This is a genomic window from Microcoleus sp. Pol12A5, assembly GCF_036701435.1.
Taxonomy (GTDB): domain Bacteria; phylum Cyanobacteriota; class Cyanobacteriia; order Cyanobacteriales; family Microcoleaceae; genus Microcoleus.
The window spans coordinates 1-16544 of sequence record NZ_JAUBQU010000063.1; the positions used below are offsets into that span (position 1 = coordinate 1).

Genomic DNA, 16544 nt, shown 5'->3' on the forward strand with positions numbered 1-16544 from the left:
TAGCGACTTGACTTAAGAACACTCATTTGAGTCATTGTCAAGTACAATTTATACCAAATTAGATGAGCTTACCCTGGAGGGAATAGTGATTAGTAACGTGTGACTTTGAGGCAAGAATGGCTAAGTAAAAATTACCTGCGATGAAGCTGATATAGCAAACAGAATTACTGACAAAAAAAACGCTAGTCGTCTATTTGTGAGTGCCGTATCCTGGTGTTGGTAATTAGAGGTTAAAAATGTTGGTAAACAATTATTTATTCCCGCCCTCTCTTATATCAATTACTATAAGACAAGGGATGAGAGTTCCACCGCCTCGGGCAGGTGATCGGGTAGTGGGAGCCCTAGGGGGTGAAACCCAACGCAACGCGCTCCTCGTGTGTCTATTATTTCTGGCACGACCGCGCGAGCGAAAGCTAGTTAAAAGCTGGAACCTAAGCGTGCAGAGCCCATCTTTACGGTGGATTCGTCAGACTATAGAAGAAGCCAGCAGTTGCTTGCTGCTGTTTCTGTGCGCCATGTTGACCAAGCGTTACAGCCAACCCAGAAGCGCACAGCCTCCTGTGTCCAACTCTATATAGCTGTGCAGAAACTACACCTTTTGACTCGCAACCGCTGCCGGTGAAAACCCAGAGGAAAGTCCAGGTCGGTATCCGAAGCAGCTATTTTGGTGGAAAATAGCTTAAAACTCGTTCAACAAAATCCACCCAACTACCCCCTTTAATCTAACGGTGTAGAATTATCTAACACGAATTATGAAAGCAAGTAATAGCCGTCAATTTTCTTCAGTAGCTGCTCGAACTCTAAAAGTAGTCGGGATTATCTTGATTCTCTCTGCTTTGCTTGACTGCATTGTTCTGTCGCTGCCGGGAGAAACTTCAGACCTTCTCAATCGAGGCTGGCAGTTGGCTGCAGCAACTCAGATAGTTGACAGGGGCATTATTCCTTTGATCGGTATCGCCCTCCTGATGACTGGCTTTTGGGTTGACAGCAGCAGTGGAGTCTCTATTGAGCGACGCAAGGTTTGGCTGGACTTGCGATTCTGGGCGCTGTTGATTTCCAGCTTGCTAGGTCTAGTTTACCTATCTCTGGTTCCCGTTCACCTCAACAATACTCGTTTGGAACTCAAGGATGCTCTGGCTCAAGTCGCTCAAGAAGCGGGACAAGCGGAAGGTCAACTTGAGGCACAACTTAAAAGCCCTCAATTTAAAGCTCAGGTAGAACAGCTCAAAAGCCAGCGTCGCAGCCAGATAGGGGCGCTGCTGGAAGACAACGGGAAGCTGCAACAAGCACTCAAGAGTCCAGAGGTTCCCAAGGAATTGAAAGCTGTGCTTGAGGAGTCGAAAACTGACCCGAAAGCCGTTGACAAGTTCCTGGAACAGCAAGCTCAAGCACTTCCGACTCAAGCTCGTAACGAGATTCGCACCCGCAAGCAACAAAAAGAGAAAGAGTTAAGAACTCGATCGAGAAATTCGAGTTTGCAGACGGGAATCACCAGTTTGCTGCTAGCGATCGGCTACATTACTGTTGGTTGGACGGGATTGAGAAGTATGGGAATTCTGCGGTTCGGCCGCCGCAAAAATTGACCGGCGCTGGCAGGGATTGCGCTGGTCGAGACATCCCTGAGAAATAGTTTGTTTACCCAATAGTTTGCCCTTACTGAAAGCTGGGAATGTTCTCAATTTATATTCTGACTTACAACGAAGAGATTGATATCGCCGCTTGCATTGAATCGGCACTGCTTTGTGACGATATCATTGTAGTTGATTCTTTCAGCACCGATCGCACCCTTGAGATTGTTCAGAACTATGCCGTGCAAACAGTGCAGCACCGCTTTGAAACTCACGGACGCCAGCGGACTTGGATGCTCCAAGAAGTCCCGTGCAAGTACGAATGGGTTTACATCCTCGAAGCTGACGAGCGGATGACACCTGCACTGTTTGCTGAATGCTTAAGGGCGATCGAAAGTCAAGAATATATCGGCTATTACGTAGCTGAAAAAGTAATATTTATGGAGCGCTGGATTCGCCGCAGCACTCAATATCCCCGCTATCAAATGCGTCTCTTTCGCAAAGACCGAGTGTGGTTTACTGACTACGGTCACACGGAACGGGAAGTCTGCAACGGGCCTACTCACTTTTTGAAGGAAACTTACCCTCACTATACTTGCAGCAAAGGTCTTTCCCGCTGGATTGAAAAGCACAACCGCTACTCGACTGACGAGGCTGCTGAAACTCTCCGTCAATTAGAAGCTGGTCAAGTAAATTGGTGGGATTTATTGTTTGGCGCGTCGGAGGTGGAAAGGCGCCGCGCTTTGAAAGATTTTTCTTTGCGGTTGCCTTTGCGGCCTGTGGTGCGCTTTTTCTATATGTATATTTTACTGGGCGGATTTCTTGACGGCCAAGCGGGATTGGCTTGGTGCACGCTGCAAGCTTTTTATGAATATCTAATTTTGTTGAAAGTGTGGGAAATGAAACATTTACCACTGCCAACTTTAGAGGTAGCAGCCGAACAATCTATTTCGGAAGTAGTAACTGTTGAACCGTCGAAAGTTTCTTATAATCTTGGGGCTTCCGATACTCGAAATTAAAAATAGAGAATTAAAAATTGGGCATTAAAAATTGGCATTGGTAATTAATACAACTTAAACAAGAAGATGATTTACGCAATTCACTGGATGACAACCCCGTCAGAACATAGATGTAATCAAGAATATAGCCTTGATACAAGTCTAAAAAAATGGTAGTTTATAGCGCCTAATTATCATTGATTCGGCTTGGCACAATTGGAGGATAATTCTTAGGGGGAGTATGGGTGAAGCGTCCCGCCTGCTGTGAAACTACACGCCTTCGGGAGCATTGGCACACCTAAAAAAAAAGCAACATCCTCCCGCTATTATGCAACGCTCCGCCATCAGTAGGTCTTGTGACGGTTTTGTTACCCTGTCCAGATATTCATCACAACAAAACAAAAAAAAACCGATTTCTTGGAGAAACCGGATTTCTGAATACCCTCAAACTTTTAGGTTTAATAAAGTTTTGATTCTTCTTAACTCAAAACTATGACGACTCACAACTTAAAACTCTTGAGATTTGGCTGTTGTTTTTGCCCGATCGAGTTTTAAAATCAACACCCCCAAAGGTGGCAAACACAAGTCGATCGAATAAGCACTGTTGTGGAACCACCACTCCTCAGTCCACTTACCGCCCAAATTCCCCATATTGCTGCCGCCGTACTCCCGCGCGTCGCTGTTAAACAACTCCGTATAGAAACCTGGTTCCGGCACTCCTACGCGATAGTGAGAGTGCGGCTGGGGCGTAAAATTGCACACCGTCACCACAAACTCGTCGCCATCCTTCTCTCGGCGCACAAAAGCCACGACGCTGTGTCGGTTGTCGCTGCAATCAATCCACTCAAACCCATCCTCAGCAAAATCTTGACTGTAAAGTGCCGTTTCGCTGCGGTACAGATTGTTCAAATCCTTAAAAAATAGCTTCAACTTTTGGTGTGGTTCAAATTGCAGCAAACGCCACTCCAAATCCCCCCAAACGTTCCACTCTTGCCACTGACCAAACTCCATCCCCATAAAGATCGTTTTCTTTCCGGGATGAGCAAACATAAAAGTAAACAAACACCGCACGTTTGCAAACTTTTGCCATTCGTCCCCTGGCATTTTCCCGATGATGTGGGCTTTGCCGTGGACTACCTCATCGTGGGACAAAGCCAGCATGAAATTCTCGCTGTGGTTGTACCACATACTGAAAGTTATGTTGTTCTGGTGGAACTGGCGGAACCACGGGTCCATGTGGTAATAGTCGAGCATATCGTGCATCCAACCCATGTTCCACTTCAGGTTGAAACCCAAACCCCCTACATAGGTCGGCCAAGATACCATCGGCCAAGAGGTAGATTCTTCGGCGATCGACAGCGCCCCTGGGAAATAGCTAAAAATGACGTGATTCGCCTGTCGCAGAAAATCTGCCGCCTCGATATTTTCCCGGCCCCCGTACTGGTTGGTCAGCCATTCTCCGGGTTCGCGGCAGTAATCCAAATAAAGCATCGAGGCTACGGCATCTACGCGAATCCCGTCGATGTGGTACTTGTCAAACCAGAACAGAGCGTTTGATACTAGGAAATTCCGCACTTCGTTGCGGCCGTAGTTGAATACTAGGGTTCCCCACTCTTTGTGTTCGCCCTTGCGGGAGTCGGCGTGTTCGTACAAATGAGTTCCGTCAAAGAAAGCCAAGCCGTGACCGTCTTTGGGGAAATGTCCCGGTACCCAGTCCACGAGTACGCCAATGCCGTTGGCGTGGCACTGGTCAACAAAATACATGAAATCTTCAGGTTTGCCGTAGCGGGAAGTTGGGGCAAAATAGCCGGTGACTTGATAGCCCCAAGAACCGTCGAAAGGATGTTCGGCGATGGGCAGCATTTCGATGTGAGTGAATCCCAAATCTTTGACGTAGGGTATCAGCCGATCGGCTAATTCCCGGTAAGTCAGAAAGCGCGCCCCTGGATTGAGTTCCGAAACCTGCACGGGGGGTTCTATTTCCCCATTTGGCAGCACGGCGGGTTCGTCAGTAGCGGCGTGCAGCCAAGAACCGATGTGGCATTCGTAAACCGAAATCGGCTGCGTCAGTGGGTCTGTGTGCCGCCGCTTTTCGATCCAAGCGCTGTCGTGCCAAGTGTAGGTGTCTAAGTCCGTGACAATTGATGCTGTTTTCGGCCGCACTTCTTGCTGGAAACCGTAAGGATCGGACTTTTCGTAGGGATGTCCGTCTTGGTTTTTCACTTCGTATTTGTAGGAAGTTCCCACGGACAGTCCCGGAATAAATAATTCCCAGATGCCATTTTGCGATTTCCGCATTTGATGTTTGCGGCCGTCCCAATAGTTGAAATCTCCTAAAACAGAGACATTGCGAGCATTCGGAGCCCAAACGGCAAAATATACTCCTGTGATGCCACCTACCTGGGTGAGGTGCGCCCCGAGTTTTTCATAAATGCGGTGGTGATTGCCTTCTGAGAATAGATGCTGGTCGAATTCTGTGAGTTTGGGCGATCGAAAGGCGTAGGGATCGTAGATGAAGCGCTCGTGTTCCCCTTCTTTGACCCGCAATTGATAGTTTGCTAGTTCTGGGGTGTCGATCGTACATTCAAAAAAGTGAGGGTGATGCTCTGATTTCATCGGGTATTCGGCCCGGGCCTCCGGCACAACTACGGATACTGCATCCGCATTCGGCAGATAAGCTCGGACGACCCAGACTTTTTTGCCATTTTCTTCGATCGCGTGAGGGCCTAGCACTTCAAATGGATCGTGGTGCTGATTCCAAACAATGCGGTCAATCTGTTCAAAGGGGACGGTCGCGGGCATAAAACTACTTACCTCAATCTTTTAACTAAATGGCTTTCAAAACCTAGAGCGGCGCTGCACTTTACATTTCGATACATTTTTGATCGCTGATCCTACCACTGATTAGCATGATCTTGCCTGCTGCATATCCAGCGCGCGCCCTTGCACGCACAGCAGGCTGTTGCCTTGCCGGCGGCGGAGCTGGAGTTTGACTGCTAACATCTAAGTATAGAAATATTAAAACAAATTGAAAAATTTATATTTTTTCCCAACTACGATTGACTTTTTATTTAATATGTGATACTAAATTTTTCCAACTATTGTCGATTTGCCACTGCAGGATGGTCAACCCTCTAAGTGTTGGGCAGGAGTTAATAGTTTACCTGGAATCTTTATACAGGGACGATCCCCCGATCGGTAGACTTTCACCTCCCGGAGGCTGGGTTTGCCCACAAAGCCCATGACTTTGGGCAATACGCTCAAACAGCAAAGGATGCTTAACTCGATATTGAAGAATCAAAGCTAAAGGACTCAGCATGGCGACAGCAGCAAGGAATATCTGCCATGCTTAAGGCATCGCCTACCAAACTAGCACCATCCTACCAGCGACGGTGCAATAGGTTTAAAGCAGCACTGAGGCGCAACAGGAGCGAGTTTTGCTGAGGCAGGGTTAATACCGAACTGAAGCTGCGCCAATTGAATCACTAAACTGGCTCAAAACAAACGGGTCGATTTGCTTGCCCGCACCGGGGCGAAACTCGTAGTCCACAAATCGAGTAGCCATGCCGATTCTGTCTTCGAGCCAGTCTTAGAGCATCCAAGCCTCAGCTTGCTTTTTTCTCGTCTGTGGGAACAGCGGCGGGGAAGGAAAGCGAGACTCGATCGACAGTGCAAAATTTGCGTCAAGTCTGCGAGATCCTCCAGTGGATATTCAGTTGAAGCAGCAGCACTGGCAATGTCCTCAAACATCTTGTCACAGGCTTGAGTTTCAAAACGTGCAGGCCGGGAGTCAAATTTTCTAGTTGAAAGGGAATGCTATTGTAACGCCGCGAATCAGCGGAATTTGCTGCTGTAAGGGCGCGTAGTGAACTTGAGTAGTAAAAGCATTAGACAATTACTAACACCCAACTTGAGACCTAGACCTATGAGATGAAAAAATGCGAGGAGCGAAGGATTTTTCACCGGGAGGCTAGGCTCGTTGGGCAAACACTCTCGGATCGCCCTAGTTAGGGAGACGTTTTAGGAGAAGGGGAAGCTTTTCCAGCACCCCCTGCTCCACCAGCCCCTGCTCCACCAGTCCCAGGAGTGGACTTTGGAGATGGAGAAGAAGCAGGAGGAGTAGTAGTAGTAGTGCCAGTGCCGCCAGTGCCGCCCGGAGAGGGGCTAGAGCTGGGGGTGGTGGTCTCACCGCCGCAGGCGCCGAGGGCTACTGCCAAGCCCACTACCAAAGTCAAACGAATTAATCCCTTGTTCATAAAAACTCCTTAACATTGAAAACCCATCGCAAGGAAGGGAATAGTTTACTTGAGAAACAATGCTGGCACGAATAGCTCAACGATTCGCTCGTTGATTACAATACTGCATTTATTCATAAATTTCACATAGATTATCGCTAACCAGCAAAGATTTCTTTTTTTTGGCAAATCCTGAAGTCAAAGAGACCGGTGGTAGGATGGGTTGGTTGGCTTGTGAGGTATCTTTGGTAAGGATAACCGATCGAACGCAGATCGCCAGTGGTGGCGATCTGGGAGACAAAAAACTCTTAACCTCAATCAAGCTGAAGCTACCCCACTTTACGTATTGGTGAACTCTATGACCGCTGCTATCAGATCCCCGGATTCTCCCCGCTCCCGATCGGCCCGCAAGCCCGCTGCTGGTCCAGCCAAAAGCAAAGTTACTTCTATTGCCCGGGCTAGGCGGGCGAAGACAGGACCGGTATTGCCCAACTACTCGCCAGCCGACGAACAGACTCAGGCTCGGTCCTCGGCATCGGTGATAAAAGTCCTGCCCGATCGCCAGCAGCAGCCAGTGTGGTTGCGATCGCTCCTGCAGGCACAGCGCGCCTCCTCAGTCGCAGCACTTATGCTTTTGGGCGGTGCTCTGAGTCTCTACGGCTTGACTGTTTACGGCGAGCAGCGCTGGAGCCAGGAGTATCAAAAGCTGGAAACTCTGCGCCTCCGGGAACAGCAATTGAGTGCTTCTAGCGAAGTCTTGAAACACCAACTTGCTAAAGAAGCCCAAAATCCCGAAACCGGTTTGGCTCCGCAGAATCCTGGGGACACGATTTTCTTGCAGCCGGCCCCTGAAACTAGATCGCCCCTTGCGACACCAAATTCTGAGCCCGCTCTCAAGAATCGATCCGGTGTGGAAACACCGCTGGGCTATTAAACCTGTGTCAAAGCGTAGAGCGCCCGAGGACCTGAGTGTCCGAGGGCCTGAAAATTCGAGGATCTAATTTCCTTTTTGACTTTTTTGCAAGTCGCCATCGATTTTCTGCTTTCAACCGGAAGTTACAGATTAAAAATAATAAGACCCCTTAAAAAAACAGAATCCAACTGTAGGTGTGAGCCCAACCCTGCTCATTCCCAAGTTGTAAATTTTATCTTTTAAGATTTAAGTTATAAATTATAAATTCTAAAACGCTCTAACTTGCTATTGAATTTTTAATGCCATGAGCTACGACCCCCGTTTTGACCGCTACAGATCGCCGAATTTCAAACGCACAAAACAGGCGGGCGATTCCCTACGGGATAGCTTCGCCGCGCCTACTGGGTGGCAAAAACCAGCCAAACCTAGATCTTCGGGCAGTTTCGGCCGATCGGCACAAGAGACGGCTGCATCTTGGGGGCGGCCGGTGGAGCGTTTAAAGCGCAGCAAGTTCCGTTTGTGGGCGGTGTGGGCGGTGTTGATGCTGGGGGGGCTGGGGTTGGCTGTGAATTTGTTTTATTTGCAGGTGACGCGAGCTCCGGCGCTGCGTAAACAGGCCGAGCAGCAGCAAACTCTCAAAACGAAGCCGTTTGTACCGAGACGCCCGATAGTTGACCGCGCGGGGAATGTTTTGGCGATCGACAGACAGGTGTACACGCTCTACGCTCACCCGAAGTTGTTTAACCACTCGAAGGCGGAAATAGCTGCTAAATTGGCTCCGATGCTGGCGATCGAACTGAGTCCGGGAACTACCTCGGAAACTGAACTGATACGCAGGTTTAATCTTGCTGAAAGCGGTATTACAATTGCGGAGTCTCTGCCTCAAGAGGTTGCCGATCGTGTCGCTCAGATGCAAATTAAAGAGAGTCTGGTCGATGGCTTGGAGTTGCTGCGGCAGCAGCAGCGTTTTTACCCGCAGCAGGAGTTGGCGGCGGATATCCTCGGTTATGTGGACGGGGAACGGAAGGGACAAGCCGGGGTAGAATACAGCCAGCAGAATTTGTTGGAACGATCGATGCCGTCGATTCAGTTTAGCAGGTCGAGCAATGGGAATTGGGTGCCCGATCGGCTGACGGCGGGATTTGTGCAGCTTGATGACTTGAAATTGCAATTGACGATCGACACTCGCTTGCAGCGGGCTGCACGAATTGCGCTTAAGGAAAAAATGAAGCAACACGATGCGAAGCGGGGCACGGTGATTGTGATGGATGCCAGTAACGGGGAATTGCTGTCAGTTGTAGCGGAACCTTCTTATGACCCGAATCAATATTTTAATTTCGATTTGTCGCGCTATAAAAATTGGGCTGTAACTGATGTTTATGAGCCTGGTTCGACTTTTAAAGCGATTAATGTGGCGATTGCTCTGGAAGCTGGTGCGGTGAAACCTAATACTGTCTTTAAGGATGAAGGCAGGATTTACATGGATGGCTGGACTATCCAAAATTCCGATTACAAATTCGTAGGCGCACGCGGTCCTTCGACTGTTACTGAGATTTTGAAACATTCTAGCAATGTGGGAATGGTGCACGTAATGAGAAGTATGAAAGCTTCTCTTTACTATCAAGCTTTAGAAAAACTCGGACTCGGACAAACGGCAGGGAGTGATTTGCCTTTTGAAGTAACCAGTCAGCTTAAAAATCGAGAGCAATTTATTAACTCTCCGGTGGAAGTTGCTACTACGGCTTTTGGGCAAGGTTTTTCGATTACTCCGATGCAGTTGGTGCAGCTTAACGGCGCTTTGGCTAACGGTGGCAAGTTGGTGACTCCTCACGTTGTGCGGGGACTTTTTGATAGGGACGGTGAAGCTTATTGGAAGCTTCCGAGGCCGGTTCCGAAGCAAGTTTTTTCGCCGGAAACTACTAAGCAGGTGTTAGAAATGATGGAAACTGTGGTTGATGGTGGTACGGGGAAAGCTGCACAAATTCCTGGGTATCGGATTGCTGGAAAAACGGGTACGGCTCAAAAAGCTAAGGCTGGTGGGGGTTATTCTGACAAGGCTATTATTACTAGCTTTGTGGGGATCATGCCTGTGGAGGCACCTCGGTATGTGGTTTTGGCGGTGATTGATGAGCCGAAGGACGGTTCGGGGGGTACGGTGGCGGCGCCGATTGTGGAGTCGGTGATGGAGGCGCTGATTTCTATTGAGAAGATTGCGCCGAGTAAGAAGTAGTTGATTATATCTGAGATGCGGCGTCAGGAATTGACATCGAATATAACGCTCGACAACAAGGCTATTGAGGAGACGGCAATGCCGTTTTCCTGCCCCAAAATAGTTGAATGCGCGATCGGATATAACGATCGACAACAGGGATATGAAGGACGCGGCAATGCTCCAAAATAATCGTAGCTTGCCGGGTTCCGGGCGATCGGGCGATCGGATGTAACAATCGCCCAATTTGTAGGGAAACATCACTTCCGTGTCCTGATTTCCGGTAATATGGTTTTCCCGGACGCACGCTACCTCAGTGACTCAGTAACAATATCTTTTGTCTTGAGCTTTGGGTTGTCTTTGGGAGATGCGTTTATGTCCTAGGAGAGTGGAAATGATGATGCAGCGTTGGCTGTTTCTTAAGTTGGGATGATATAGCGTTAGGGTTCCTTTGGCTCTTATACTCGTTAGGGTGCAGTCATGGTCGCTTCGAGATACGGGGCAACCTCGATGGTTGAACATGACTCGCCGGATTGTGCCATTGGTTTTTTGCTCGTTGTTTTCATTTACTTGGAGCACTGTTGTTTCATCGGTATCTATTTTAATTTGCGGTTCTAGGTTTATCCATTGACTGGCCGGTACTTGAGCTGGGGAAATGTCGGCTGGGTGAACGGCTATTTGTACATTTTCTCCTACTTCTTTGAAGCTGGCTTGCCATGAAATTTTGGATCGTTTGGCGTTGCTGTGGGCAAGTTCCATTGCCCAGTAAGCTCGATCGAGCGATGCCTTTAAACGGTGGTTGTTGATGAACATTAGCCATGAGGGGGCGACGATCGCACTAAATATTCCTATGATTAAAATAATTATCAATAGCTCTATCATTGTAAAACCTGCGGCAGGTGTAGTGGCTCTGCCTTTGAGCGTTTTATTTATTGACACGTAGATGCACTCCCTGATATTTAGCTGGCCAAAAAAACAGCTAGGAGGAGCTATTTTTTATTGAGTATATTTTAACTTTGGGTTGGGCGAGTGTGTAGATCGGTATTTACTGAAAATGTATGCGACTTTAAAAAAACTGCGGGTAAGAAAACGGCAGTCAGGAAACGGTAGTGCGGTTTCCCTACAGCAATTTTGTCGATCACCCGATCGCACCAGAGCGCGAAGGTATGTAGAGAGCATCTCAATGAAAGCAGCCAAGCTAGAAGTTGGAGTTTTGAGGCAGGAGGCATAAGACAGGAGGCAGAAGGAAAGGCTCTCCTGAGTTTATGGCGTAAAATATAGCAATCAATACAGGTAGAGCGATTAATTTTCATTTAAACTATCTATTAGACTTGCCTGGAGTCAAGGTGGAAACTTATACTCAATTTGAGGGACAAATTTAGTTTCGACTGAGTGTTTTAGCGTCAAGAATAGTTTGTTCTCAGTGTGAAAATTATACAGAAAAACTCCATCAGAATCTTGCGGAGTTCTGGGCGATCGCGCGATCGGATGTAACGATCGCCCGGGCCGGTTAATAGTAGGGAAACGGCACAGGGGTTTCCTAATTTAGGGTAACGGGTAAAATCAACCGGATCGGATGTAACGATCGCCCAATTTGTAGGGAAACGGCAGTGCCGCGCCCTGATTTCGGGTCATATCGTTTTCCCTGACGCACGCTACATCAGTGACTGTGTGGTTTTTGATGCGGGCGATCGCTCCTCCGGCACTAAATATGGCTGTACCTAACGGTAAATTGTTATTAGCAAGGGGGCGTTTTTTATTGGAAGACCAGCGACAATTACTATTAAAATATCAAAAGGATTCAATTTTTATAAAAAAAAGCGACGGCGGTGCTAATTATGCTAAAATTGCTACTGCTAGGGAACTGGAAATTCCGGTTGTGATAGTGCAGCGGCTGCAGATTCCCTATGCTGAGCAGGGTGCTGATGTGGAAGGGACGATCGCTTGGTTAATTAAGCAGTTATTAGTTATTAGTTATTAGTTAAATCCTTGGGGTGATCGGAATGTGCCAGCTCGCCTCCACTGAGGCTGTAGCAGCCAGACTGTAAGAATTGCTCTCCCCCTTAGTCTATAAGCACTTAGACTACTATCAGCAGTTAGGTTTAAGATCGCTAATTTGACGGGGTGACAGCGCCTCTATCTTTTTGAGAGCGATCAATTAAAAAATTTCTCAGTGCAAGGCTTTCCGGTTGCTGGTCACTGCCTCAGTAAAATTATTCTAATACCCATACTAAATAAGGAGACTCAAATATATGCAATACAAAAACGGTATGCCAATTGCCATTATTGGCGCGGGAATATCAGGAATTACGACAGCCCATATTCTCAATAAAAATGGTTTCGCAGCAGTTGTTTTCGAGAAATCCGAAAAGATTGGCGGAGTATGGGCACTTGCATACCCAAACGTACACCTGCAAAATATCAGGGAACAGTATCATTTATCTGATTTTTCCTGGCCATTCACCCCTGATTTACATCCTACCGGAGAACAAATCCTGAATTATTTAGAGCAAGCGGTCAACCATTTAAATCTTGATGTGCGGTTAAATCATGAAGTTATGGAACTCAAAGAAACAGAAGATGGCTGGCTATTAAAATATAAAAACCAGGATATAGTTCACGAAGAATTATTTGGATACGTCGTTATCTCAGTTGGGCAATATACAGAAGGAAAGTATCAACCTGAATTTCCAGGTATAGAAGATTTCGGCGGAAAAATCATCACTGAACGAGATGTCCACACGCTTGATATATTCGACAATCAACGAGTTGTAATCGTTGGCTTCGGAAAAAGCGCTTTAGACATGGCGACTTTCGCAGCCAAACAAGGCGCACAAGTAAATCATGTATTTCGTACACCGCGCTGGCTTGTGCCAGAACGAATTTTGGGCGTACATTTTACCTACGCATTATTCAGCCGTTTTGGAACAGTGATGATGACAAGTTGGGCACATCCAACCGCCATTGAACGTTTCCTGCACAATCGCCTTGGTTTCATTGTTTCAGCTTTTTGGGATTTGATTGCATCCATCTTCCGCTTTCAAGTTCAGCGAAATGTTTCTGGAAAAGATCGAGAGGCCCAGCGCCGCATCAAAGCTGTACAACCAGATCACAAATTATTGCCTGATTTACGTTCAGCCACAGCGGTTGCGCCTGAAAATTACTATCCGTTTATTGCAGAAGGAAAAATCTCGCCCCATCGTACAGAATTATCGGGTTTTTCGCGAGAATCAGTAAAGTTGAAAAATGGTTGCGAGATTCCATGCGATTTAGTCGTTCTATCTTTGGGTTCGCAAACGCCGGTTTTTCCATTTTTGCCTGATAAATATCGAAAAATGTTGGAAAGCGAATCCGATGGCGTGCAGTTATATCGTCACTTGCTTCATCCTCGCATTCCTGGCATTGCCTTTGCCGGTTTCAATCATGGATATATGCACGTGCCAGCAGTCGAAATTGCCACACAATGGTTATGTGCTTACTTGCGTGGTGAACTTGAGTTACCTTCCTGCGAAAATATGGAAAAAAGTATTGAATATATCCGCGAGTGGAAACGCGCAAATATTCAATTTGAACCTTCGCGATCCTGTGCGATCAATACTCGCTTTCAACAATATATTGACATCATGCTTAAAGATATGGGTGTTTCTCCTTATCGAAAACTGCCTAATATTTTCGCTGAGATATTTGGCAGATATCAACCATCAGATTATCGGGGCGTATCGGAAGAATATAATCACAAAAATAAAACTCGCTCTACTCCATTACACCCTCTTCCGTTGGATACATAATTGCTTCCCAAGCTTACCAGGAGTCAATCGATCTCAATTCCGGTGCAACCGGAATGATTGTTGACTGTTAACTGTTCGTCGCAAAACTCAATGATAGTTGAGTAGTGACTGTTGATTCGATTTTATAAGGCCGATGCTAGCGGAGTTGATATGACGCGCTATTCTGCTGCCAATTTCGCACTGATTGCAAAGGATATCCAAGCGTGGGTAAATTTATTTGCTGAAGATTAGGCATGATTATTCGATCGCCTAAATCTAAGTTTTATACCCAAAACCTGAGTAAAAGCTGGGCATAATTGCTGATTGACAAATGGTTCCCTAGCTTAAGTTGTTATCTTAGCAATGGGCACTGCCTGGGAATACAAATTCCTCGGCTAGGCTTCCAATTCCAATAACTCATGCCCCATTCCCAATTTTCACTACCAAATTATTTGGATTTTTTCGGACTATTCAAAGAGTTAAGATGATTGTTCATATCCTGCAAATATTTTGATAAAATTGGGTATTGTGCAGTTGCTAGCAGTGCATCTTTTTTCTGGCTGACAGTTGTTTGTAAGGGCAAAACGCGATAGTTCGTTTTATTGTTTTGAGTATAGCGGTGAACCCAAGTTGGAATGGTTTGGAGGCTGGTAATTTCTGTACTTTTTTCGGGAAATGTTTTACGAATATTTACTTGCAAAATTACGCCTAAATCGGTATATTTTTTATTCTGACCGGAAATGAAGTTTCCCATTGAATAAATTGCTACAGCTTTGCGGATTTTGCCATTTTTACCGGGAAAGTTAAAAATTTTGTAAGGTTGGACGACGTGGGGATGGCTGCCGAGAATGATGTCTGCACCAGCTTTTAATAGGTTTTCCACTAATTGTTTTTGTTGGGTGTTTGGCTGTCGCTCATATTCATTGCCAAAATGCAGGGAAATTGCGATAATATCTGCTCCTTGTTTTCGGGCTTTGGCAATGTCTTTGACTATCTTTTTTTCGTCTATTAGGGAAACTAAGTAATCTTTGCCTTTGGGTATGGGAATGCCGTTTGTGCCGTATGTGTAGGCTAGCATGGCTAGTGAAATGTTGTTTTTGGTGCTGATTAAAGTGCGTGAAGCCTCGGCGGCTGATGTGGCTGTTCCTGTTGAGGCAATTTTACGATCGCTCAGATTTGCGATCGTCCTAATTACCCCTTTTTCTCCACGGTCTAAAGCATGATTATTCGCGGTTGTCAAGATATTAAATCCGGCTTTTTTAGCCGCATCAGCTAATTGAGCCGGTGCGTTAAATAGCGGATATCCCGTATATCCGCCCGCATCTTCGCCCGCTAAAGGTGTTTCGAGATTTCCGATGACCCAATCGCCTGTTGATAGGATACTTTTAACTGGTGCGAAGAAAGTCTCAAAATTGTATGTTTTCTTTTTTGCGTCGTAGCCCGATCGCGTTTGGGTACTGTGCATCATGATATCGCCGACAGCAATTAGTGTTGCTTCTTCGATCTCAGACTTTGGTTCGGCGGGAATAGGGGCTGCAATTGGCGATCGACTTTCTGTAGGCTGTGTGTTGGTTTGTGGCGTTTGGATATTGCAGCCTGCGATCGAAAGCAGAGCAATTAGCGAGAGCAACCGACGAAAATTCATGATTTCTGAGAGTGATTTGTCGGCTTATATGGTATCATGACCAGGACTTAAGCAAATAACATAAGTATGTCATTGCGAACGGTAGTGAAGCAATCGCAGCATCTATTTTTTATGGTTCTACGTAAGTCCTGATAACTAAATTAGTTGGAACTAAATAAATGACTAATAAATATCTAATTATTGCGTTGATTATTTTTGTATCAATTACGGGTTTTGGGGTTTTAACTTACGCCCAAACTTCTGGAGATAGACCTTTTGAATTTGCCTTGATTGGCGATTTACCCTACAGTGCCGAACAAGAAGCAAAATTTCCGAGTTTAATTGCAGATATCAATCGATCCCCTGCAGCGTTTGTCGTCCACGACGGCGACATTAAAAACGGTTCTAGTGTCTGCGATGATGCAACTTTTGTCAGCCGAAAGCAGTTATTTGACAATTTTGAGATGCCGTTTATTCTTGCCTATGGCGATAATGAATGGACGGATTGCCACCGTTCAAAAAACGGCAGTTACGATCCAGTAGAAAGACTCGCTAAACTGCGGGAAATCTTCAGCCAGGGTAATCAAAGTTTGGGAAAGCGCACCTTAACTCTCACCCGTCAAAGCGAAAACCCGCAGTTTGCTAAATTCCGCGAAAATGTTCGCTGGATTTATCATGGCGTTGTGTTTTTCGCGATTAATATGCCGGGAAGCAACAACAATTTTGGCCGCACTCCCGAAGCAGATGCAGAATATGCCGATCGCAATTGGGCTAACTTAGCCTGGATCAAAGAATGTTTTGCTTTAGCCAAACGCAGCAATAGCAAAGGAATTGTGTTAGTTGCACAGGCAAATCCGGGATTTGAATTCGAGCCGACGGACAAAAGAAGAAGCGGCTACAACGATTTTATCGCAACTCTGGAAACAGAAACAGGCAATTTCCCAGGACAGGTTGTATTCGTTCACGGCGATACTCACTATTTCCGCATCGATAAACCTTTACCCTATTTTACCGATGAGACTCAACTACCGAGAATGAAAAATTTTACTAGAGTTGAAACTTTTGGTTCTCCCAACGTGCATTGGTTGCGGGCTTTTTATGACCCCAAAAATCCTAATCTGTTTGAATTTAAACAGCAGATTGTTCCGGAAAATTAGGCGATATAGCACCATTTTAATGCAAGATAAATATTTTTTTTGCTTACAATGAAGATAGGTAGAATCGAGGAAT

General features: G+C 46.3%; 13 protein-coding genes. 8 read left to right on the top strand and 5 right to left on the bottom strand.

Annotated elements, in window-relative coordinates:
• Positions 1-752 precede the first annotated feature (752 nt).
• Positions 753-1583: a hormogonium polysaccharide biosynthesis protein HpsJ gene (gene hpsJ-B, locus QUA45_RS17325; RefSeq protein WP_333221685.1), complete on the top strand. Its 831-nt coding sequence runs from the start codon at positions 753-755 to the stop codon at positions 1581-1583.
• An 86-nt stretch (positions 1584-1669) separates the two neighbouring features.
• Positions 1670-2587 (top strand): glycosyltransferase family 2 protein, encoded by a 918-nt coding sequence (locus QUA45_RS17330; RefSeq protein ID WP_333096499.1) that lies wholly within the window; start codon positions 1670-1672, stop codon positions 2585-2587.
• 486 nt (positions 2588-3073) lie between these two features.
• Here QUA45_RS17330 and glgB read toward each other — a convergent pair whose 3' ends face one another.
• Both glgB and QUA45_RS17340 read right to left on the bottom strand, forming a co-directional pair.
• Positions 3074-5368, bottom strand: a complete 2295-nt coding sequence (glgB, locus tag QUA45_RS17335) for a 1,4-alpha-glucan branching enzyme (protein WP_333096498.1) — start codon at positions 5366-5368, stop codon at positions 3074-3076.
• A gap of 1205 nt (positions 5369-6573) precedes the next feature.
• Positions 6574-6822 carry a serine protease gene (locus QUA45_RS17340; protein ID WP_333096497.1) on the bottom strand — a complete coding sequence of 83 codons (249 nt, stop codon included), beginning with the start codon at positions 6820-6822 and terminating at the stop codon, positions 6574-6576.
• A gap of 337 nt (positions 6823-7159) precedes the next feature.
• Between QUA45_RS17340 and QUA45_RS17345 the strand changes: the two genes are divergently transcribed.
• Together QUA45_RS17345 and QUA45_RS17350 are read left to right on the top strand one after the other, a co-directional pair.
• On the top strand, positions 7160-7735 hold the full coding sequence (locus QUA45_RS17345; RefSeq protein WP_333096495.1) for a hypothetical protein: 576 nt from the start codon (positions 7160-7162) through the stop codon (positions 7733-7735).
• Positions 7736-8018: 283 nt separating this feature from the next.
• Positions 8019-9944 carry a penicillin-binding protein 2 gene (locus QUA45_RS17350; protein WP_333096494.1) on the top strand — a complete coding sequence of 642 codons (1926 nt, stop codon included), beginning with the start codon at positions 8019-8021 and terminating at the stop codon, positions 9942-9944.
• Positions 9945-10005: 61 nt separating this feature from the next.
• Here the strand turns inward: QUA45_RS17350 and QUA45_RS17355 are convergent, their stop codons facing one another.
• The gene (locus QUA45_RS17355; RefSeq protein ID WP_333096491.1) at positions 10006-10230 is read right to left on the bottom strand and encodes a hypothetical protein; all 225 of its coding nucleotides are present in this window, start codon (positions 10228-10230) and stop codon (positions 10006-10008) included.
• 14 nt (positions 10231-10244) lie between these two features.
• Complete coding sequence (locus QUA45_RS17360) at positions 10245-10862, bottom strand: prepilin-type N-terminal cleavage/methylation domain-containing protein (protein ID WP_333221686.1); 618 nt, start codon at positions 10860-10862, stop codon at positions 10245-10247.
• A gap of 115 nt (positions 10863-10977) precedes the next feature.
• Here QUA45_RS17360 and QUA45_RS17365 point away from each other — a divergent pair, with 115 nt between their 5' ends.
• The 3 genes from QUA45_RS17365 to QUA45_RS17375 all read left to right on the top strand — a co-directional run bounded on the left by QUA45_RS17365 (position 10978) and on the right by QUA45_RS17375 (position 13711).
• Positions 10978-11154, top strand: coding sequence for a hypothetical protein (locus QUA45_RS17365; RefSeq protein WP_333096488.1), 177 nt, complete (start codon positions 10978-10980; stop codon positions 11152-11154).
• A 432-nt stretch (positions 11155-11586) separates the two neighbouring features.
• Positions 11587-11904, top strand: coding sequence for a precorrin-6A/cobalt-precorrin-6A reductase (locus QUA45_RS17370; RefSeq protein WP_333221687.1), 318 nt, complete (start codon positions 11587-11589; stop codon positions 11902-11904).
• Between the two features lie 271 nt (positions 11905-12175).
• Positions 12176-13711 (top strand): NAD(P)/FAD-dependent oxidoreductase, encoded by a 1536-nt coding sequence (locus QUA45_RS17375; RefSeq protein WP_333096485.1) that lies wholly within the window; start codon positions 12176-12178, stop codon positions 13709-13711.
• Positions 13712-14138: 427 nt separating this feature from the next.
• Here the strand turns inward: QUA45_RS17375 and QUA45_RS17380 are convergent, their stop codons facing one another.
• On the bottom strand, positions 14139-15335 hold the full coding sequence (locus QUA45_RS17380) for a CapA family protein (RefSeq protein ID WP_333221688.1): 1197 nt from the start codon (positions 15333-15335) through the stop codon (positions 14139-14141).
• 158 nt (positions 15336-15493) lie between these two features.
• Between QUA45_RS17380 and QUA45_RS17385 the strand changes: the two genes are divergently transcribed.
• Positions 15494-16471: a hypothetical protein gene (locus tag QUA45_RS17385; protein WP_333221689.1), complete on the top strand. Its 978-nt coding sequence runs from the start codon at positions 15494-15496 to the stop codon at positions 16469-16471.
• Positions 16472-16544: the final 73 nt, after the last annotated feature.